This window comes from Nocardioides nitrophenolicus, assembly GCF_016907515.1.
Lineage (GTDB): Bacteria > Actinomycetota > Actinomycetes > Propionibacteriales > Nocardioidaceae > Nocardioides > Nocardioides nitrophenolicus.
In genome coordinates this window covers 3,033,743-3,054,032 of record NZ_JAFBBY010000001.1, presented here as the reverse complement: position 1 = coordinate 3,054,032, position 20,290 = coordinate 3,033,743, and the positions used below count along the sequence as shown (strand labels likewise).

Below are 20,290 nucleotides of genomic sequence, written 5' to 3'. Positions count from 1 at the left end.
GGCGGTGATCAGGAGCCAGTTTCTGCCGGGTCGGCGAGGGCGGCGCGGAGCTGGTGCTTGCGCACCTTCCCACCGACCGTCTCGGGCAGCGCGTCGACGACGACCACCCGCTTCGGCGTCTCGAAGCCGGCGAGCCGCTCGCGCGCCCAGGCGATCAGCTCGCCGGTGTCGACCTCCCGCCCCGCCACGGGTACGACGACCGCGGTCACCAGCTCGCCCCAGGTCTCGTCCGGCAGGCCGACGACCGCGACCTTCTCGACGGCCGGGTGGGTGGCGAGAACCGCCTCGACCCGGACGCTGGAGACGTTCTCACCGCCGGTCTTCACCACGTCCTTGAGCCGGTCCAGCATGATCTGCGACCGGTCCGGGCCGCCGACGTACGCGCAGCTGTCGCCGGAGTGGAACCACCCGTCGCGGAAGGCCTCGGCCGTCGCCTCGGGGTTGCGGTAGTAGCCCTGGGTAACGACCGGGCTGCGGTAGACCGCCTCACCGGCCTGGCCCACGGTGCCGGCCAGGCTGGTGCCGTCGGGTGCGTGGATGTCGGCGGCCAGCAGAGGCACCGGCAGGCCGACGTGGTTGACGCCGCGATAGGACTCCTCGGCCCGCTCGGAGTGGGCGTCGGGCCAGAACCGGAAGCAGCACTGCGACTCGGTCTGCCCGAAGACCTCGACCGGCTGCACCGCGTCACCGGTGACCGCGCGCAGCCGCGGGAACAGGTCGGGCGTGAGCGCGCCCCACGAGAACAGCGCGACCGTGACCGAGGTCAGGTCGATGTCGTCGGGGCGGGCCTCGGCGACCTCGACCAGCTTGCGCACCCACAGCGGAGAGCCCGCCCAGACCGTGGTGATCCGCTCACGGGTGATCGCCTCGGCGAGGGCCACGTCGTCGGGACGACGACCGATCACGCAGGTGCCGCCGCTGAGCGCCGCCGGCAGCACGGTCGCGTTGTGGCCGCAGTGGTAGATGATCGGCAGGAAGGTCCCCACTACCAGGTCGGTCTCGTACGCCAGCCCGCGAGTGAACGACATCGCGTACGTGTAGCCGCTGAGGTACGAGTACGAGTGCGCCGTCATCGAGGCCTTCGGCATCGACGTGGTGCCGGAGGTGAACAGCAGCGCCCAGATGTCGTCCCCGTGGATCCGTACGTCGACCTCACCGGTCGGCATCGACGCGATCCAGTCGGGGAAGGCGACCGCCGGCCCGGTCGTCGTACCGCCGAGCTCGATCACGACGTCGGGCTCGAGCCCAGCGGCGGCGAGGACCCCGGCCCCGCGGGGCAACAGGGCGGCGTCGGCGATCACGAAGGAGGCGCCGACGTGCTCGACGGCCCAGGCCAGCACGTCGGGCGCGAGCAGGGAGTTGACCGGGACCACGACCATCCCCGCCTTGGCGATGCCGACCATGGTGACGACGGCCTCGACCGAGTTGTCGCAGTAGAGCAGGATCCGGTCACCGGGCTGCCGCCCCGCCGCGAGCAGGGCATGGGCGACCTGGTTGGCGGCCCGGTCCGCCTCGAGATAGGTCATCCGCTCGAACCGGGGCGCGGAGTAGGCGCCCTCCCAGCCGACCAGCGCCACCTTGTCGGGGGTCGCCCAGGTGACGCGCTCGAACACGTCGCCAACGGACATCCGGTTCCAGCGCTGGTCCGCCCGGCGGCCGCGCAGCGTCTCCACGTCGAACTCGTGCTCCGTCACCCGGTCGAGTGTGCTGACCGTGCGGGCCGGGCCCCAGGGTCGTCGTACGGGCGACTGTGGACTCCGACAGTCGGGTCCCTCACCGTGCCGGTCAGCCGGCGGTGATCGTCGCGACCGTGCCGACCTTCCCGTCGACCCGGCCGACGACATGGGTGACCCACAGGGTGCGCCCGGCGTGCCGGTGCTCGACGTCGAAGACGACCGACGCGCCGGCGGGGATGCCGCGGGTGTGCACGATGTGGACCGACGTCGTCCGGAGGGACGAGCCGCGGTCCACGCGGGCCCGGGTCGCGACCGCCTCGGAGGCGGCCAGGGAGATGCCGCCGTGCAGCATGCCCTTCGGGTTGGCCAGCTCGGGGCGGGCGTCCAGCACCCAGCCGTCGGCGGCGGCCCGGAGTCCGAGCACCGCCTCGATGCCGTCCGCGGCCGCCGGCGCCACGCTCGGAGCCGCGGCCACGGCATCCTCGTCGGGCCGCGACACCGACCGGCCGCGCTGACGACAGCTCACCAGCAGCCGCCCGCGGCCGTCGCGGATCTCTCCGGTGGAGAAGGCGCCGGTCTGCACCGGGGTGGCGTGGCCGACGAGGTCGACGCCGGGCCCGGGCAGCTCACTGACGACGTCGAGCCAGATCTCGGTGCTGATCGACCACTCGTCCTGCGGCAGCGACGCCATCAGCGCGTATCCCAGCACCTCGTCGGCCAGGACGCCGAGCGCACCGACCGCCAGGCGCCCGTCCGCACCCCGGCCCCAGGCCCCCAGCGTCATCAGCCCGCCGACACCGTCGGAGCACTGGCGCAGTCCGGAGACCTCGAACAGGTCCTCGGGCCCGCTGCCCAGGAAGCGAAGCTGCTGCACGTGTCCTCCAGAGGGGTTGTGAACGATCGTTTACACGCCTATTGTTGCAAATGGTCAGGCCAAACGTCACGCGCATCGGACGCGGCCCACGAACACACGAGAAGGCACGAGAAGGACAGCGACCATGGACAACTTCACCGACATCACCTACGAGGTCGAGAACGGCCTCGCCTGGATCACCATCAACCGGCCGGAGCGCTTCAACGCCTTCCGCGCCCAGACGGTCGACGAGCTGGTGCTGGCCTTCAAGCGCGCCTGGGCGAGCGCCGAGGTCGGGACCATCTGCCTCACCGGCGCCGGCGACAAGGCGTTCTGCGCGGGCGGCGACCAGAAGCAGCGGATGGAGACCGGCGACTACGGCCCCTCCCAGAGCGGGCTGTTCGAGGTCGAGGCGCTGCACCGGGTGATGCGCGACGTACCGAAGCCCGTGATCGCGGCCGTCAACGGGCTCGCCATCGGTGGCGGCCACGTGCTGCACGTGCTCGCGGACCTGACCATCGCCGCCGACACCGCGAGCTTCGGCCAGAACGGGCCCCGCGTCGGCAGCTTCGACGCCGGTCTCGGCTCGGGCTACCTGGCCCGTGTCATCGGTGAGAAGCGCGCCCGCGAGATCTGGTTCATGCTGCGCCGGCTCAGCGCCGAGGAGGCGCTGGACTGGGGCCTGGTCAACAAGGTCGTCCCGGCGGCCGACCTCAAGGACGAGGTCCGCGCCTGGGCCGAGACCATGAACTCGTACTCCCCCACCGCGCTCAAGGTGCTCAAGCAGTCCTTCAACAGCGACACCGAGCACTTCGTCGCGATCGGCAACATGGCGATCACCACCCTCAAGCTGTTCGGCGAGATGCCGGAGGCGCAGGAGGGCATCACCGCGTTCAACGAGAAGCGGCAGCCCGACTTCTCGCAGTACCGCGGGAACTGAGGGCACCCGATGCAGCTGGACGCCGAGCGGCTCGAGTTCGCCGCCGCGATCGAGGCCTTCTGCGCGCGGGAGTACGGCACCTCCGCCCAGTGGGACGCGCTCACCGAGAACGACACCGTCGCCACCAGCCAGGTGATCCTCGACAAGATGGCGGACCTCGGCTGGCTCGGCGTCTCGCTGCCCGAGGAGTACGGCGGCGGCGGGGCCGGCTTCGTCGACGAGTGCGTGTTCATCGAGGAGGCGCACCGCGGCCTGACGCCGGGCATCCTGGCGTACACGACCGGCCTCACCGCGGCGCAGACCTACCTCAAGTGGGGCACCGAGGAGCAGAAGAAGACCATCGTCTCCAACCTCGTGGCCGGGCGCACCGAGGCGATCGCCCTCTCCGAGCCGGGCACCGGCTCCGACCTCGGGGCGGTGCGGACCCGCGGCATCCGCGACGGCGACGCCTACGTCATCGACGGCCAGAAGACGTGGATCTCGGTGGCCCACATCGCCGAGCACATGCTCGTCCTGGTGCGCGAGGACGCCTCCGGCCCCAAGCACCAGGGTCTGACCCTGCTGATGGTGCCGACCGACACCCCCGGCATCGAGATGCGCGAGGTCCGCACCATGGAGGCGCGCACCTGCAATGACGTCTTCTTCACCCAGGCCAGGGTGCCGGCGTCGGCCGTGGTCGGCGAGGCCGGACAGGGCTGGAAGCAGCTGATGCGCGGGCTCAGCGTGGAGCGGATGATCATCGCCGCCTTCAGCATCGGCGCGGCCCGCCGGTCGCTGGAGGACGCGATCGCCTACATGCGCCAGCGCGACGCGTTCGGGCAGTCGATCAGCGGCTTCCAGGCCCTGCGCCACCGGGTCGCCGACCTCGCCACCGACATCGCCGTCACCCGCTCGTTCGTGTACGACGTCGCCCAGGCGATCGACGAGGGCCGCGAGGACCACCTGGCCCGGGAGTCCGCGATGGCCAAGATGCGCGCCACCGAGGTCGCCAAGCGGACCGCGCTCGAGGCGATGCAGCTGATGGGCGGTGCCGGCTACGCACGGGAGTACGGCATGGAGTTCCAGGTACGCCGGGCGTTGGCGCCGCCGATCTTCGGCGGCACCAACGAGATCCAGCGCGAGATCATCGCCAAGTCGCTCTTCTGACCGCCCGTCGTACCCGACGAGATGGTCGTGGATCAACCTGAATCACCGCCATTTCGTCCGGTACGACGCGGGGCACCGGCCACTCCGTCGAGCTGCCGCGCCAGCGACCGCAGTACGTCGGCCGCCTCCTGCGCCATCCGGGCCACGAACTCCGCGACGTCGATCAGGTCGTGGATGGCCGAGGCGACCTGGCCGGTCATCACCAGGCTGCCGGTCGTGTCGCCGGTCGTCTGCGCGCGCTGCATCGACTCGATCTTCCAGCGCACCAGCTCCACCGGGTCGGCCGGCAGCCCGGACGCGCCATGGGCGAGGAGCTGCTCCGAGGCCGCGTTGCGCAGGCCGCGGCAGGGTCCGTAGACGCCGTCGAAGGCGACATCGTCGCCCTCGGTCGCGGCGAGCAGGGCCTGCACGTACGCCGGGTGCCAGTCGGAGTTGTCGCGACTGGTGATGAACCGGGTGCCCATGGCCACGCCGTCGGCGCCCATCGCCAGCGCCGCCGCGAGGCCGCGGCCGTCGCGGGCGCCGCCGGTCAGCAGCACCGGTACGTCGACCGCCTCGGTCACGCTCGGCACCAGCACGTAGGTGTGCACCTTCGCCGCCGGTGCGTGGCCGCCCATCTCGAAGCCCGCCGCGAGCACGACGTCGACGCCGGCCTCGGCCGCCTTCACCGCCTGGCGGGTGGCGCCGACCTTGTGCTGGTGGACCATGCCGGCGTCCTTGACCATGGCGACGTAGTCGCCGGGGAAGCCTGCCGAGGTCGTCATGACGGTGAGCCGGCGGGCGATCTCGCTGTCGGTGCGGCGCAGGTCGAGCACCATCCGGATGTAGACGTCGGTGAAGGGGAGCACCCGGCCGGCGGCGTCGACGCCGACGGGGATGTTGACGGCGAAGGGCCGGTCGGTCAGCGCGGCGCACTCCTCGATGTGCTCGCGGAAGGTCCGGGCGCCGCTCTCGATGTCCTCGGGCATGCCGGGCATGGACACGGTCCCGAGCCCGCCGGCGTTGGAGACCGCCGCGGCCAGCCGCGGCGTCCGGAAGGGCCCGAGGCCCTCCTGCACGATCGGGTGGCGTACGCCGACCAGGCGGGTCCACCGGTTGCTGATCGGGGCGGCGTCGAGGCTCGCTCCCGCACTTCCCAGGGCTTCACTGTTCATGCTCGATGTTATACAGTCTAGATGTCTGAATGACCAGATCCGTCAAACTTTAGAAGGGTGGAAGCCGCCATGGACAGGCCGGACACCGCCGACGCCGCGGACCCGCTCGCCGCCCTGCGCTCGATCGCCCGCGACCCGCGTTCCTACGTACAGCGCTGGCGGGAGGAGCATCCCGACCGCAAGGTCCTCGGCGTGCTGCCGATGAACTTCCCGCGGGAGCTGGCGCACGCCGCCGGCGTACTGCCGGTGATCGTCCCCGACGACCAGCAGCCGGTGACCGAGGGGCGGGCCTTCCTGCCGGAGTTCTACTGCGGCTTCACCCGCAACCTCGCCGACCAGGCCGCGACCGGGCGGTTCGACCTCTACGACGGGCTCTTCGTCGCCGACCACTGCATTCAGCTCCTCGGCGCGACCGACATCGTGCGCGAGCTCGAGCCGCGTGCGCCGGTGTTCCTGGGCCAGCTGATCAGCTCGCTCAGCGACCGCGGGGCCGGTGCCAAGATCGCCGAGATGGTCGCGACCCTCCGGGCCGAGGTCGAGGCCTTCGCGGGCACCGAGGTCACCGACGCGGCACTGGCCGCCAGCATCCGGGCGTTCAACCGCGACCGCTCGCTGATCCGGCGGCTCTTCGACGCGCGCGCCGCGGGCGACTGCGCGTTCGGCCCGGTCGAGCTGCAGGACATCGTCGCCTCGGCGCAGGTGATGGACCCCGACGAGCACCACGCGCTGCTGTCCGCGGTGGTCGCGGGCCGAGCGCCGCGCACCCGCGACGACCGGATCCGGGTCCACCTCTCGGGCCACCTCTGCCATGCCCCGCGCCGCGAGCTGCTCGAGGTGATCGAGGAGGCCGGCGCCGTCGTGGTCGACGACGACCTGTGGACCGGGCGCCGCTACCTGCAGACCGACCTGGACGAGTCACTGCCGCCGATGACCGCCGTCGCCGAGTGGTACGCCGGCCGGAACGTCGCGCTGCCGTGCCCGACCCGGGTGCAGCACGACGTCGACTGGGACCAGTGGCTGCTGGCCGCCGCGGAGCGCAGCGGCGCCGAGGCCGTCGTCCACCTGATGCCGAAGTTCTGCGAGCCGCACATGCTCTATTACCCCGAGCTGCGCCGTGCCCTCGAGGCCGCCGGGATCCCCCAGCTGCTCATCGAGACCGAGCACGAGGGCATCCCGCTGGAGTCCTTCCGCACCCGGCTCGAAGCGCTGATCGAGCGCAGCCACCGCAACCGTCCCGCCTACGCCTGACCGACGAGGAGCCACCCATGACCGCCACGATGCCCCCGCTCGCCACCCCGGACCGCACCAACCGCCTCGCCGCCACCCGCCACGGCAACCGGATGGTCGCGCAGTACTGGGACGACCTGTTCACCGCGCGCGAGCGTGGCCAGCAGATCGTCTGGTACAACGGCGGCGCGCTGAACCCGATCTTCCAGGCCGCCGGCCTGGCCTGGTGCCACGGTGAGGCGTTCGCCGCCCGCCTCGCGGCCCAACAGCTCGAGGGCCCGGCCCAGCTCGCCGGGGCGGAGTACGGCTACAACGCCGAGCTGTGCTCGTACTCCCGCACCCACCTGGGCTGCGCCGTCCTCACCGTGCAGGGCGACGAGGGCGCCCAGACCGGCGTCGTCGGCGCGCACGACCAGGCCGAGCTGGCGGCCCGGCTGCCCGCGCCGGACTTCTTCGTCAACAACTACGCCGGCTGCAGCACCGGCCAGCAGTGGGACGAGATCTCCTACCGGGTCTTCGACAAGGAGGTGCCGATCTTCAACATCTCCCACCCCTTCCTGTGGGGCAACAAGGCCGACGCCGGGTACCTCCAGGGTGAGGAGTGGGAGTCGGCGTCGCGCTACGTCCGCGACCAGCTGGTCGACCTCATCGCCTGGCTGGAGGAGCGATCGGGCAACAAGTTCGACTGGGACCTGCTGCGCGAGTCGATGACCTACATCAAGCGCGCCGCCGAGCTGCGCCGTGAGGGCCTCGAGCTCTGCAAGGCCAAGCCGGCGCCCGCGACCTTCTGGGACTGGATCTCCGCGATCGCCCCGATCAACTTCCTGCCGGGAAACCAGGAGCTCGTCGACTACTTCGCGTCCGTGCGCGACGAGATCCAGCACCGGATCGACCACGGCATCACCGGCATCGAGAACGAGCGCTACCGGCTCTACTTCGACGGCATCATGAACTGGAACAAGCTCGGCTTCCTCTCGCGCAAGTTCGCCGAGCACGGCGTGGCCGTGATGGCGGGGCGCTACATCACCAACGCCTTCTGGCAGGAGCCGCAGCTGATCGACACCGACGACCCGCTGCTCGGCATGGCCCAGCACTACCTGCTCTGCCCGACCAACCACGGCACCCGGACCCTCGACTACCTCACCCTGCGCGACTGCGAGGAGTACGACGTCGACGGCATCGTCTTCCACTCGACCCGCACCTGCCGCGCGTTCACCGGCCCCCAGCGGCTGCTGGCCCGCTCGGCCCAGAACAACCTCGGCATCCCGTCGATCTTCTTCGAGGGCGACGTCGCCGACGCCTCCTTCTACAAGGAGGAGATCCTGGAGAGCCGGCTGGCGGCGATGCTGGAGGCGATCGACGTGAAGCGGGCGCAGGCGTCGTGACCGGCGAGCGCCGCTACCTCGGCGTCGACCTCGGCTCCACCACGGCGAAGGCGGTCGTGGTCGACCAGGACGGCGCGATCGTGTCGTCGAGCACGATCGCGATGGGCGCCGTGTCCCGCGCCGGCATGCAGCGCGCGGTCGACGCGGCACTGGCCGACGCCGGCCTCACGGCCGAGGACCTGGACGGCACCGTCTCGACCGGCTACGGCCGGCGCCTGGTCCCCGGGGCGCAGCGCACCTTCACCGAGATCACCTGCCACGCCCGCGGGACCTCCGCGATGGTGCCCGGGTGCCGGCTCGTCATCGACATCGGCGGCCAGGACTCCAAGGCGATCACCGTCGACGACGACGGCCTGGTCCAGGAGTTCGCCATGAACGACCGCTGCGCCAGCGGCACCGGCCGGTTCTACGAGGTGCTGGCCACGGCGGTCGAGGTGCCGATCGAGGAGCTCGGCGCGCTCGCTCTGAAGGGCAGCACCGACCTGGAGATCTCCACCATGTGCGCGACCTTCGCCGAGACCGAGATCGTCTCACTGCTCGCGCAGGACGCCCCGGTCGCCGACATCGCGTCCTCGGTGCACCGCGCCATCGCCGCCCGGACCCTCGCCCTGGTGGCACAGGTCGGGCGGCACACACCCGTCGTACTCACCGGCGGGGTGGCGCAGAACCCGGCCGCGGTCGCCTTCCTCGCGCGGGCACTCGACACCGAGGTGCTCGTTCCCGCGCACCCGCAGATCACCGGCGCGTACGGCGCCGCGCTGCTCGCCCGCGACGCCGACCGGCGTGGCCGGCCGGTCGCCGACGACGTGGCCGGCGCGGACCGGCTCTTCCCCCGTCCGAGCGAGCCGCACTCCTGCGGCAGCTGCGACGGCACCATCGACACCGGCGCCGCCCACGCGGTCGACCTCGGCCTGCCGGTGCGGCTCGGCGGCTGAGCCGCCTGCTCCGTCAGACGGAGGGAACGCCGGTGACCCGACGCATCATCGAGTCGAAGGCGCGGTCGGGAAGCACGTTGTGCAGGAAGATCATCGGCTTCGCGCCGAAGCCGACGGCGTAGCGCGTCCTCGGCTTCCGAGCCCGGACGGCCCTGGCGATGGTGCGGGCGATGAGCGTGGGCTCGGAGGACCGGTTGGCATTGGTCTCCGAGGCCAGGGAGTCGGCGACGGCATTCCCCTGCGGCGCGTAAGGGCCGGTGCCGGAGACCTCGCGGACCTTCTCGGCGGCGATGCCGGACCATTCGGTCTTGATGCCGCCGGGCTCGATGATGACGACGTCGATGCCGAACGGCTTGACCTCGAGGCGCAGGCAGTCGCTGATCGCCTCCAGGGCGAACTTGGTGGCGTGGTACCACGCACCGAGCGGGGTGTGGATCCTGCCGCCCATGGAGGTCACGTTGACGATCGTGCCGGAGCGCTGGGCCCGCATGTGGGGCAGGACCAGCTGGGTGAGGCGGGCCGCGCCGAAGACGTTGACCTCGAACTGGCGCCTGGCCTCCGCCATCGGGACGTCCTCGAGCGCGCCGTAGGAGCCGTAGCCGGCATTGTTGACGAGGACGTCGATGCGTCCGCTCTCGGAGACGACCTGCTCCACGCCGGCCAGCATCGAGCTCTCGTCGGTGACGTCCATCGCGATGGGGCGGATTCCCGCGGCCCGCAGGTGCTCCATGCGATCGACGCGCCGGGCGGCGGCGTACACCGTGAAGCCGGCGCCCGCGAGCTCGAGCGCCGTGGCCTCGCCGATGCCGGACGAGGCGCCTGTCACCAGGGCGACCTCGGCAGGGGCGGCTGACTTGTTCCTGGTGCTCATGGCGCTCTCTTCCTTCTTCGATCTGTCGGGCCCGGTCGGCCGGCACCTCGAACCTAGGTCCGTCCCGGCGACGGGTCTCTAGCGGTAAGCGCCAGTCGACCCGCATCTCGCGCCAACGCCGCCGGTGTCGTGATCTGCGAGTGAGCAGGCGCTTGACGCAGGTCACCTCGCGAGCCGCGAGGCGTAGCCTCAGGCCCATGGCCGGAGAACGGTTCGACGTGGACCCCATGATGAGGGCACTCCTGCGCGACCTCGACCTGTCGGTGCCGCGGGTACTGAAGCGTGCGCGTCTCCCCGGGCAGCTGTTCGCGGAGCGACCGATCGAGCTCACGGTCGCCGAGTACTACGCCTTCTGGCGCGCCATCGACGACGAAGCCGCGTCGGCCGGTCGCACGGACACAGCGGTCGCGATCGGCAACGCCATCTCGGTCGACCTGTTCTCGCCCCCGATCTTCGCTGCGCTGTGCAGCGGCGACCTCGCCACCGCCGCCACCCGCCTGGCCGCGCACAAGCCCCTCATCGGCCCGTTGCGGACCGACGTCGAGACCGACGCGTCCGGTCGTCTCACCATCACCTACCGCTGGCCCCTCGGAGAGGACCCGCCGCCGCTTCTGGCCACCGCGGAGCTGGTCTTCTGGATGGCGCTGGCACGCATCGGGACCCGCGAGAAGGTCGGACCGGTCGCGGCCACCCTCCCCCGGTGGATCGAGCGCAGCCCGAGCCTCACCGAGTTCCTGGGCGTCCGGCCCACCGTCGCCGAGCTGCCTTCCATCACCTTCAGCGGCCTCGACGCCGCGCGGCCGTTCCTGACGGAGAACGAGACCATGTGGCGCGTGTTCGCGCCGGAGCTGCGCCGCCGGCTCTTCGATCTCGAGGCGGGCGCGACGGTGGCCGACCGCGTTCGTGCGGCCCTGCACGAAGCACTGCCGGCCGGCGACCCCTCCATCGCGGCCGTCACCTCGCGACTGAACGTCAGCGCTCGCACCCTCCAACGCCGGCTCAACGCCGAGGGCACCTCGTTCCAGTCCGTCCTCGCCCGGACGCGCGAGGACCTGGCGCGTCACTACCTCGCTCGCCCCGACCTGCGCACGTCCGACGTGGCGTACCTGCTCGGCTACGCCGACACCAACTCCTTCTATCGATCCTTCAAGACCTGGACCGGCACCACTCCGGACGCCCTCCGGGGGCTGGTCAGATCGTCGCCTGCCGAACCTCGTCGAAGGTGAGCGACCCGGCGTCGATCCGGTCGCGCAGCACGAACTTCTGGATCTTCCCGGTCGGCGTCATCGGCAGCTCCTCGACGAAGGACCAGTACGTCGGCGCCTTGTGGGGCGCGATCTGCTCGCGGACGAAGGCGGTCAGCTCGGCGACGGTCGGCCGGTCGTGCCCGGCCCGGACGCACAGCACCGCCCCGACCTGCTCGCCCCACTTCTCGTCGGGAACGCCGATCACGGCGGCGGTCTCGATCGCGGGATGGTCGAGCAGGACCGCCTCGATCTCCGCGGGGTAGAGGTTCATCCCGCCGCGGACGATCATGTCCTTGGCCCGCCCGGTCACGCGCAGGAAGCCGCGCTCGTCCATGGAGCCGATGTCGCCCATGTGCAGCCAGCCGTCGGCGTCGATGGTCATCGCGGTCTCGCCGGGCAGGTCGTAGTAGCCGCGCATGTTCTGGTAGCCGCGCACGCAGATCTCGCCGGCGACGCCGGTCGGCAGCGGCTCCCCCGACGCCGGGTCGGCGATCTTGACCTCGAGCCGCGGCAGCGGCTGGCCGACCGTGTCGGCCTGGTCCTCGGGCGAGTCGGTCACCCGGGTCTGGCTGATCACGCCGTGCGTCTCGGTCTGCCCGAACAGGATGGTGAACTGGCAGCCCAGCTGGCTGATCGTGCGCCGCACCAGCGCCGCCGGCACCGAGGCGGCGCCACTGAGGACCGTCTTGAAGGAGCCGAGGTCGCGGGTCGCGGCGTCGGGGTGGTCGAGCATCGCGATCAGCATCGTCGGTACGACGAGCGAGTGCGTGCCGCGGTAGGTCTCGATCGCCTCGAGCAGGTGCGCGGGGTCGAACCCGGGCAGCAGGACGAAGGTGCCGCGCTTGGCCCAGGCGCCGAAGGAGGTCACCGCACCGCCGCCGATGTGGTACATCGGCATCGCGTTGACGTAGACGTCGCCGTCGGCGAAGTCCGCGCGCTCGGCCACGAAGGTGGCCTCGTTGACCAGGCCCATGTGGTGCAGCATCGCGCCCTTGGGGAAGCCGGTCGTGCCCGAGGTGTACTGGACCTGGATCATGTCCTCGGGATCGATCGCCGGCAGGCTCGTCGCCGGGTCCGCGCTGTCGAGGAAGGCCGACCACTCGCCGAAGGAGTGCACGTCGTGGAGGTCGGGGAGCTCGTCGCGGATGCCCTCGACCAGCGCGCGCATCTCGAAGCCGCGGTACTCGTCGACGCAGAACACCGCGACCGCCCCGGACTGGCGCAGCACGAAGGCCATCTCGCGGGTCCGGTACGCCGGGTTGAGCGCCACCAGGACCATGCCGGCCATGGCGACGCCGTGCTGGAGCACGATCCAGTCGGCGCTGTTGGGCGCCCACACCGCGATCCGGTCGCCGCGGCGGTAGCGCTGGAGCAGCGCCCGCGCGGCCCGCTCGGCGTCGGCGACCAGGTCGGCGTAGGTCCAGCTCCGGCGACGCTCCGGCTCGGCGACGCAGTCGACCAGGGCGAGCCGGTCCGGGACCGTCTCGGCCGCGTGGCGCAGCACCTCGCACACGGTGACCGCGCGCACGTCGCCCGGCTCGGCCGGCCAGTGGGAGGTCTTCAGCATGGTCCGCTCCTGTGGGTCGTCATCGGGTCGCGGGAACACCATCTTGTGACCCGCATCACCCAAAAGGTAAGACCATAACGCTCGACAATCAAGGGCACTCAGTGCCCATACTTGTAGAAATCAACAGGAGGCCCGCATGACCGTCCCGCTCGTCCGCTCGTACGCCGACTCGGCCGTTCTCGTCGCCGGCGGCACCTCCGGCGTCGGCCTGGCGACCGCGGAGGCCTTCGCCGACGCGGGGGTCCGCCGGATCGCCCTGCTCGGCCGCGACCCGGGCCGCGGCGCCGCGGCCCGCGAGCGGGTCGCCGAGCGCTGCCCCGACGCGCGCGTCGAGTTCCTCGCCTGCGACGCCGGCGAGCTGAGCCAGGTCGTCGACGCCGTGGGAACCGCCCACGAGCGGCTCGACGGGCTGGACGCGCTGGTCTGCTCGACCACGACGGCGTACCGCCCCGAGCTGCTGCACCGCACCGACCCCGCCGACATCGAGCGGATCCTGGTCGGCCAGGCGCTGCCGCCGATGCTGCTGACCCGGACCGTGCTGCCCTACCTGCAGGAGCAGGGCGGCGGCAGCGTCGTCGCCATCGCCTCGGACGCCGCGAAGGTCCCGACGCCCGGCGAGGCCGCGCTCGGCGCGGCGATGGCCGCGATCGTCGTCTACAGCCGGGTCGCGGCGCTCGAGGCGAAGCGCAACGGCGTCCGGGTCAACGTGTTGACCCCGTCGTTGATCGCCGGCACCGCGACGGCCGCCAACGTGCTGAGTGACGGCTTCAGCAAGAAGCTCTTCGAGAAGGCCGCCAGCCAGGCGCACCTCGGCGTCGCCGAGCCCGCCGACCTGGCCGCGATGGCCGTCTTCCTGTGCGGTCCGGCGGCGGCCCGGGTCACCGGTCAGGCGATCAGCGTCAACGGCGGTGTCTCCATCGTGTGAGGGCGGCGGGCTCGACCTGCATCAGGCGGACTCGTCGACGATCTGCCAGAACCGGGCATGGGCCTTGCGGGCCCAGCTCCGGCGGCGCTCGCGCAGCAGGGCCGCGGCCTCGCGGCCGACCCACTCCGGCAGCAGCGCCGAGGGCAGCTGCGGGTCGCGCCGCATGAAGCGCTGCTGCAGGTTGAGCAGGTCGAGATAGCTGAGCAGGATCGCGTCCGCGCCGGCGGGCTCGGGCGCGGCGGAGACCTGGTCGATGAAGCGGCGGTACTGCTCCGCCAGCTCACGCAGGTCCCAGGACCGCTCGACCAGCTCGGCCTCGGTGAGCCCCACGCCGACCGTGGGTCCGGCCACGGCCACCGCGGTGTCCTCGAGACCGAGGTCGGCGACCAGTCGCTGCAGCTCCGGCACCCGCTCGTTGTGGGGACTGACCCACAGCCCGGGTGTCGGGTTGCCCATGCCGAGCCAGTCCAGGCCGCCGTACAGCCGCTTGCGGGTGGTGCGCTGCTGCTGCGGCACGCTCACGAACAGGAACAGCCAGCGCCCGTCCCAGGAATCGTCGGCCGCGAGATAGGTCTCCGAGCGGCGTACGCCCTCGGCCACCAGCTCCCGGCCGTGCGCGGCGAGCTGCCAGCGGACCGAGCGGCCGACCCGCTCGCGGTCCAGCCAGCCGGCGGCGGCCGAGCGGGCGAGCACCTGCCGGCCGGCGTGGTCCTCGATCCCCAGCCCGCCGAGGACCTGCAGCAGCGCGGTCGTCCACGCCCCCTCGGGCCGGTCCGGGAGCATCTCGCCGGCGAGCGTCAGCAGCAGCGAGCGCGCGCTCGGGGGCGGCAGCAGGGGCTGCTCCCCCCGCTGGCTCGGCAGTACCAGTGCGTCGGCCATGGAGCACATGCAACCAGCCCCGGCCCGGCCGCCCGCGCGAGGCCCACCGGTCAAGGCGCGTCGGACCCGGTCCAGTCGAGCAGGGCCCCGTCGCCGATCCCGGCCACGTAGGCCTCGACGTGGCGCGCCATCCGGTGCCGCGCCAGCGCCCGGTCGCCCGAGCGGACGGCGGCGGTGATCGCCTGGTGCGCACGGCAGGTCTCGGTGCGCACCCGCGCGTCGACCTGGCCGACCACGCCGGTGGAGTCGTAGATCAGCTCGGCCAGCGCCTCCATCAGGCCGGAGAGCAGCTCGTTGCCGGACTCCCGCGCGACCGTCATGTGCCAGTCCACATTGGCCCGCAGGAAGCCGCTGACCTCGCTGGTCGCCGACATCAGCCGGTTGCTCTCCTCGAGCTGCCGCAGTCCCGCCGGCGTACGCCGCAGCGCGGCGAGGCCGGCGCACGGCGGCTCGACCGTCGCCCGGGTCTGCAGCAGCGCCGCCAGCGACACCTGGGAGCCCCGGACGACGAGCCGGACCGAGTCCGCGAGCAGGTGCCCCGTCGGCCGGCGTACGACGGCGCCGCCGCCGCGCCCCGCCCGGATCTCCAGGAAGCCGCGCACCTCCAGCACCCGCAGCGCCTCGCGCACCGAGGTGCGGCTCAGCCCGGTCTGCGCGACCAGGCTGCGCTCCGGAGGCAGCAGGTCCCCCTCGGCCAGCTCGCCGCTGCTGATCCGCGCGGCCAGGTCCTCGGCCAGCACGTCGCTCGCCTTCGGCACGTGCAGCAGCCCGAGCGTGGTCCGATCCGTGGCGGACGGGGGTGGGCCCACGACCTTGGTCATCCGCGCCACCCCCGCCCTCTCGTCACCGGCGCCGTCAGCCCAGGCTGCAGGCCGGGTTGGGCTCCGGGTTGTTCTCCGAGGCCGGGATCGCCTCCGTGGCGACCAGCTGGAGGGAGCCGTCGTCGGTCTTCTCGACGGTGCCGACGTAGGTCGGTGCCTCGATCTGGTGGTCCTCGGCCCGCAGCGTGACCTCACCCTGGATGGAGTCGAAGGTCAGTCCCTCCAGCGCCTTCGCCACGTCGGCCGGCACCACGCTGCCCGCCTTCTCGACGGCCGCGAAGATCGCCTGCATGCCGAGATAGCCGTTGCCGATGTTCTCCGTCGGCGCCACGCCGTTCTCGTCCCGGTAGGCCTCGACGAACGCCCGGGTGCCCTCGTTGTCGGCGGTCGGGATCCAGGAGTTGGTCCCCAGCGCGCCGACCAGCCGCTCGTCGTCGAGCGCCGCGAGCGTGGTCGACGACAGTCCGGTGTTGACCAGGACCTTGTCGTACTTCTGGAGCACGCCGAACTGCAGGGCCTGCTTGAGGAAGTTGATCGCGTCGCCGCCGGCGAGCGAGACGACCAGCCCACCCTTGCCGCTGAGCTGGCTCAGGTAGCTGCCGAAGTCGGTGGTGCCGAGCGGCGAGAACAGCTTGACGCCGAGCTTGCTCCCGTCACTCTCGAGCGTCCTCTCGACGCCGGCGGTGCTGGCCTGGCCGAAGGAGTAGTCGGCGGCGATGCTGTCCCACTGCGGCTCGTCCTCCTTGGTGAGCCAGTAGGCGAGCGTGTTGATGCCCGCGCTGTCGTTGGCGGTCACCCGGAAGTACCGCGAGGTGCAGGACTTCCCGGTCAGGTCGTCGCTCTGTCCCTGGGTGCCGATCATCACCGCGTCCCAGGCCTCGAGCTTCGGGGTGACCGCGGCCATCTCCGGCGAGGACACCATGCCGATCACGAAGCGGGCGTTCTTCTCCTGCACCAGTCGCTGCGCGGCCGCCAGCGCCCCCTCCGGGGTGCCGAGGTCGTCGGCGAACTCGAGCTCGATCTCGTGCCCGTCGATGCCGCCGTCGGCATTGGCCTGGTCGGCGGCGAACTGGATGCCCTTGCGCTGCTCCTCGCCGTACGCGGCGTAGGGACCCGACTCCGGGGTCACCACCGCGATCCGGAGCGGGCCGTCCGCGTCCTGCTTGCCACTGCTGGCCGCTCCACCCGAGCAGCCCGCGGCCGCGATCATCAGCCCGCTGAGCGCGGCGCCGAGGAGGACTCGCTTGTTCTTCATGCTTCTTCTCCAATCAGGTCGGCCGATCGGCTGATCGGCCGGTCCAGCGGGTCAGACCCCGACGAGCTCACGCAGCGTCTCGGTCGTGGTTTCTTCGATGCGGCCCTCGGCGACCGTCTCGCCCTTGAGCAGTACGGCGTACCGGTCGGCGAGACGGGTGACGAGGTCCAGGCGCTGCTCGATGAGCAGCATCGACGTCCCCGCGGCCTTCAGGCCGGCGAGGCAGTCCCCGAGAAGATCGATGACGACGGGCGCGAGTCCTTCGGACGGCTCGTCGAGGAGGAGGACGCGAGGGTTCGACATCAGCGCTCGGCCGATGGCCAGCATCTGCTGCTGACCGCCGCTAAGATGGGTCCCCAGCGAGCCGCGCCGCTCCGCGAGGTCGGGGAACATCGCGTACACCGCCGCGAGATCCCACGGTCCCTTGCGGCGCGGCGCGGAGCCGACGACGAGGTTCTCCTCGACCGTCAGCGACGACAGGATCCACCTGCCCTGCGGCACCAGCGCCGCGCCGAGCGCCGCGGCCTCGTGCGGCCTGCGGCCCCGCAGCGGCCGGCCGCCGATGGTGATCGCGCCGTCCCGCAGGTGGGCGATGCCGAACATGGTGTTGAGACTGGTCGTCTTGCCGACGCCGTTGGGCCCGAGGAGCGCGAAGGACTCGCCCTCCTCGACCTCGAAGTCCAGCCCGTCGAGGATCAGCGCGTCGTCGTAGTAGGCGCGCACGCCCGCGAAGCTCAGCACGCTGCTCATGCCGCGCTCCTGCCCAGGTAGGCCTCGACGACCCGGGGATCGCGACGGACCTGCTGCGGGTCGCCGTCGGCGATCACCGCGCCCTGCTCGAGCACGGTCAGCCGGTCGCACACGCGGTAGACCACCTCGAGGTGGTGCTCGACGAGGACCACCGTCATCCCGCGCTCGCGGACCAGCGCCGCGAGGTGGTCGGCCAGCGAGATGCTCTCCTCGCGGGACAGCCCCGCCGCCGGCTCGTCGAGCAGGACGAGGTCCGGCGCGCCGAGGAGGGCCAGGGCGATGTCGACCCGCCGCTGCTCGCCGTACCCGATCTCGGCGGGGGTGTGCGCCAGGCACGGACCGAGCGCCAGCGCCTCGACGACCGCGTCGACGTCGCGCTCCCTGACCAGCCGGCTCGCGATGTCGAGCTGGTCGGCGACGGTCAGGTCGGCGTACACGCTGATCCGCTGGAAGGACCGGGCGATCCCGGCGTGCCGGCGTCGTGGCGCCGCGAGCCGGGTGATGTCGCGGTCGCGGAACCTCACGGTGCCGCTCGTCGGTCGCCGGCGGCCCGAGATCAGGTCGATGCAGGTGCTCTTGCCCGCGCCGTTCGGCCCGATCAGGCCGTGGATGGACCCCTCGACGACGTCGAGGGACACCTGGTCGACGGCCTTCACGCTGCCGTAGGCGAAGGACAGCTCATCGAGCCGCAGCACGACGACCTCCTCGGTCGGGGGTGGGAGTGGGGGTGGGGACGACGGGCATGCCGGCCTCCTTCCGGGGACGACGGGACAGGCGCCGCCGCGCCGCGGCGGCCGCGCGCTCGACGAGCTCGACGCAGCCGCCGGGAGCCACGAGCACCACGACGATCAGGACCACGCCGATCACGGCCTGGTAGTGGTTGCCGCTGCCGGCCAGCGAGTTCTGCAGCACCACGAAGAGCACCGCCCCGAGCGGCGGGCCGAGCACGCTGCGCACGCCGCCGATCACGGCGACGATGAGCGCGATGCCGGACGTCGACCAGAACAGCGCCGAGAGCGAGATGAAGCTGGTGGTGACCAGGTTGAGGGTGCCGGCGAGGCCGGCCACCGCGCCGGAGACGGTGAACGCCACCACCCGTGGCCAGTAGGTCGCGTAGCCGGAGAAGCGCATCCGCTCCTCGTTGTCGCGGATCGACGCGAGCCGGCGGCCCCACGTGGTGCGACTGAGGGCCCACAGCGCCGCCACCACGGCCATCAGCACGCCCCAGACCAGCGGCCAGGCCTCGACCGGGTTGCCGTACATCACGACGTCCTTGCCGAGCAGCGTGCCGTCGAGCGAGACGTTGAGCCCGTCGGCGCCGCGGGTGACCGAGTGCAGCTGGCCGCCGGCGACCCAGACCAGCATGCCGATGGCGAGCGTGAGCATCGCGAAGGCGATGCCCGGCACCCGGATGGTCACCAGCCCGACGACGAACGCCGCGAGGGTGCCGCACGCGATGCCGGCCAGCAGGGTCAGCCCGATCGGCAGGTCCGCCTCCTGGGCGACGTACGACGTCGCGTAGCCGGCGATGCCGTAGAAGGCGGCGTGGCCGAAGCTCAGCTGCCCGGTCTGCCGCAGCAGCCAGCCGATGCTGAGGGCGAGCAGGCCCATCACCATCGCCTGCTGCGCGAGCTGGAGCTGGTAGAGCGAGATCACCCAAGGGGCGCCGAGCCCGGCGACGGCGAGCACCAGCCAGGCCAGGGCCTGCCAGCGCGCGGTCCGGTTGCGGCGGCGCAGGGTGTCCGCGACGGTCGGCGTGCCGCTCACAGCGCCGTCCTCCTTCCGGCGATGCCCTGCGGGCGCAGGAGGAGGACCACCAGCATCAGCAGGTAGGGCACGTAGGCCGCCAGCGTGGGGGCCTGCACCGTGGCGAGCGAGTTCGCGAGGCCGATCAGCAGCGCCGCGACCATCGGTCCGCCGATGCTGCCGAGGCCGCCGACCACGACCACGATGAAGGTGGTGATCAGGATCTCGGTGCCCATGGCGGGTGACAGGGTCAGGTACGGACCCGCGAGCACCCCCGCCAGGCCGGCCAGGCCGAAGCCGAGCGCCACGACCGTCGCACTGACCCGGTCCACGTTGATGCCCATCGCACCGGAGGTGACCCGGTCGTCACCGGCTGCCCGCACGAACAGGCCGGTCCGCGAGAACCGCAGCCAGGCCATCAGCCCGGCGCACACCAGGAGACCCATCACGATCACGAACAGCCGGTACGTCGGGTAGGTCGCGAACCCGAGGTCGGTGCTGCCCGCCAGCACGGCCGGCGGATCGATGGTCCGGGCCTGGGTGCCCCAGAAGGTCTGCACGACGTCGGCCACCACGAAGGTGATGCCGAAGGTCAGCAGCACCATGTCGAGCGGGCTGCGACCGACCAGGAAGCGCAGGCCGTAGCGGTCCACCAGCAGGCCGGCGCCGGCGAGCAGCACCGGCACCGTGAGCAGCGCGAACCAGAAGGACGTCCGGTCGGACACCGACAGGCCGACGTACGCCGCCAGCATGTAGATCGCGCCGTGGGCGAAGTTGACGACGCCGCGGAGCCCGAAGATCAACGCCAGTCCCGAGGAGAGGACGAGGAGAAGGACGCCGAACGCGAGACCGTTCAGCACCTGGACGAACATGGCACCTCCAGTGGTGGCCGAGGGAGAGAGTGGGTAGGACG

19 protein-coding genes are annotated in these 20,290 nt (G+C 71.8%); 7 read left to right on the top strand and 12 right to left on the bottom strand.

The features are described from left to right. Positions 1-8: 8 nt before the first annotated feature. Together JOD66_RS14850 and JOD66_RS14845 are read right to left on the bottom strand one after the other, a co-directional pair. A complete protein-coding gene (locus JOD66_RS14850) occupies positions 9-1,694 on the bottom strand; it encodes an AMP-binding protein (RefSeq protein ID WP_204837618.1) in 1,686 nt (561 codons plus the stop codon). A gap of 91 nt (positions 1,695-1,785) precedes the next feature. After that, a complete protein-coding gene (locus tag JOD66_RS14845) occupies positions 1,786-2,550 on the bottom strand; it encodes a PaaI family thioesterase (RefSeq protein WP_204837617.1) in 765 nt (254 codons plus the stop codon). Positions 2,551-2,674: 124 nt separating this feature from the next. Between JOD66_RS14845 and JOD66_RS14840 the strand changes: the two genes are divergently transcribed. Together JOD66_RS14840 and JOD66_RS14835 are read left to right on the top strand one after the other, a co-directional pair. Next, positions 2,675-3,469: an enoyl-CoA hydratase-related protein gene (locus JOD66_RS14840; protein WP_204837616.1), complete on the top strand. Its 795-nt coding sequence runs from the start codon at positions 2,675-2,677 to the stop codon at positions 3,467-3,469. Between the two features lie 9 nt (positions 3,470-3,478). After that, complete coding sequence (locus JOD66_RS14835; RefSeq protein ID WP_204837615.1) at positions 3,479-4,615, top strand: acyl-CoA dehydrogenase family protein; 1,137 nt, start codon at positions 3,479-3,481, stop codon at positions 4,613-4,615. Between the two features lie 32 nt (positions 4,616-4,647). Here the strand turns inward: JOD66_RS14835 and JOD66_RS14830 are convergent, their stop codons facing one another. After that, positions 4,648-5,769: an NAD(P)H-dependent flavin oxidoreductase gene (locus tag JOD66_RS14830; protein ID WP_204837614.1), complete on the bottom strand. Its 1,122-nt coding sequence runs from the start codon at positions 5,767-5,769 to the stop codon at positions 4,648-4,650. Positions 5,770-5,838: 69 nt separating this feature from the next. Here JOD66_RS14830 and JOD66_RS14825 point away from each other — a divergent pair, with 69 nt between their 5' ends. The 3 genes from JOD66_RS14825 to JOD66_RS14815 are packed head-to-tail and all read left to right on the top strand — an operon-like array spanning position 5,839 to position 9,316. Next, positions 5,839-7,017 (top strand): 2-hydroxyacyl-CoA dehydratase subunit D, encoded by a 1,179-nt coding sequence (locus tag JOD66_RS14825; RefSeq protein WP_204837613.1) that lies wholly within the window; start codon positions 5,839-5,841, stop codon positions 7,015-7,017. Between the two features lie 17 nt (positions 7,018-7,034). Further along, positions 7,035-8,381 carry a 2-hydroxyacyl-CoA dehydratase subunit D gene (locus JOD66_RS14820; protein ID WP_204837612.1) on the top strand — a complete coding sequence of 449 codons (1,347 nt, stop codon included), beginning with the start codon at positions 7,035-7,037 and terminating at the stop codon, positions 8,379-8,381. Then, the gene (locus JOD66_RS14815) at positions 8,378-9,316 is read left to right on the top strand and encodes an acyl-CoA dehydratase activase (protein ID WP_204837611.1); all 939 of its coding nucleotides are present in this window, start codon (positions 8,378-8,380) and stop codon (positions 9,314-9,316) included. Before JOD66_RS14820 ends, JOD66_RS14815 begins: the two co-directional genes overlap by 4 nt. Positions 9,317-9,329: 13 nt before the next feature. On the opposite strand, the gene JOD66_RS14810 is transcribed toward JOD66_RS14815, so the two are convergent. Beyond that, positions 9,330-10,187, bottom strand: coding sequence for an oxidoreductase (locus tag JOD66_RS14810; protein WP_204837610.1), 858 nt, complete (start codon positions 10,185-10,187; stop codon positions 9,330-9,332). A gap of 197 nt (positions 10,188-10,384) precedes the next feature. Between JOD66_RS14810 and JOD66_RS14805 the strand changes: the two genes are divergently transcribed. Further along, on the top strand, positions 10,385-11,413 hold the full coding sequence (locus JOD66_RS14805) for a helix-turn-helix transcriptional regulator (RefSeq protein WP_204837609.1): 1,029 nt from the start codon (positions 10,385-10,387) through the stop codon (positions 11,411-11,413). Here JOD66_RS14805 and JOD66_RS14800 read toward each other — a convergent pair. Continuing rightward, positions 11,379-13,001 carry an AMP-binding protein gene (locus tag JOD66_RS14800; protein WP_204837608.1) on the bottom strand — a complete coding sequence of 541 codons (1,623 nt, stop codon included), beginning with the start codon at positions 12,999-13,001 and terminating at the stop codon, positions 11,379-11,381. The genes JOD66_RS14805 and JOD66_RS14800 overlap by 35 nt on opposite strands. A 136-nt stretch (positions 13,002-13,137) precedes the next feature. On the opposite strand from JOD66_RS14800, the gene JOD66_RS14795 reads away from it, so the two are divergent. Continuing rightward, the gene (locus tag JOD66_RS14795; protein WP_204837607.1) at positions 13,138-13,926 is read left to right on the top strand and encodes an SDR family NAD(P)-dependent oxidoreductase; all 789 of its coding nucleotides are present in this window, start codon (positions 13,138-13,140) and stop codon (positions 13,924-13,926) included. A 21-nt stretch (positions 13,927-13,947) separates the two neighbouring features. On the opposite strand, the gene JOD66_RS14790 is transcribed toward JOD66_RS14795, so the two are convergent. From JOD66_RS14790 to JOD66_RS14760, 7 genes are read right to left on the bottom strand one after another with little or no spacing between them, the layout of a single operon-like run. Then, positions 13,948-14,805: a PaaX family transcriptional regulator gene (locus JOD66_RS14790; protein WP_204837606.1), complete on the bottom strand. Its 858-nt coding sequence runs from the start codon at positions 14,803-14,805 to the stop codon at positions 13,948-13,950. 50 nt (positions 14,806-14,855) lie between these two features. Then, complete coding sequence (locus JOD66_RS14785; protein ID WP_204837605.1) at positions 14,856-15,626, bottom strand: FadR/GntR family transcriptional regulator; 771 nt, start codon at positions 15,624-15,626, stop codon at positions 14,856-14,858. Positions 15,627-15,660: 34 nt separating this feature from the next. Next, on the bottom strand, positions 15,661-16,881 hold the full coding sequence (locus JOD66_RS14780; protein ID WP_204837604.1) for an ABC transporter substrate-binding protein: 1,221 nt from the start codon (positions 16,879-16,881) through the stop codon (positions 15,661-15,663). 51 nt (positions 16,882-16,932) lie between these two features. Next, on the bottom strand, positions 16,933-17,631 hold the full coding sequence (locus tag JOD66_RS14775) for an ABC transporter ATP-binding protein (RefSeq protein ID WP_204837603.1): 699 nt from the start codon (positions 17,629-17,631) through the stop codon (positions 16,933-16,935). After that, complete coding sequence (locus JOD66_RS14770) at positions 17,628-18,326, bottom strand: ABC transporter ATP-binding protein (protein ID WP_205126396.1); 699 nt, start codon at positions 18,324-18,326, stop codon at positions 17,628-17,630. The genes JOD66_RS14775 and JOD66_RS14770 overlap by 4 nt, the downstream gene beginning before the upstream one ends. Next, on the bottom strand, positions 18,310-19,398 hold the full coding sequence (locus JOD66_RS14765) for a branched-chain amino acid ABC transporter permease (RefSeq protein WP_204837602.1): 1,089 nt from the start codon (positions 19,396-19,398) through the stop codon (positions 18,310-18,312). The genes JOD66_RS14770 and JOD66_RS14765 overlap by 17 nt, the downstream gene beginning before the upstream one ends. Then, positions 19,395-20,249 (bottom strand): branched-chain amino acid ABC transporter permease, encoded by an 855-nt coding sequence (locus JOD66_RS14760; RefSeq protein ID WP_204837601.1) that lies wholly within the window; start codon positions 20,247-20,249, stop codon positions 19,395-19,397. The genes JOD66_RS14765 and JOD66_RS14760 overlap by 4 nt, the downstream gene beginning before the upstream one ends. Positions 20,250-20,290: the final 41 nt, after the last annotated feature.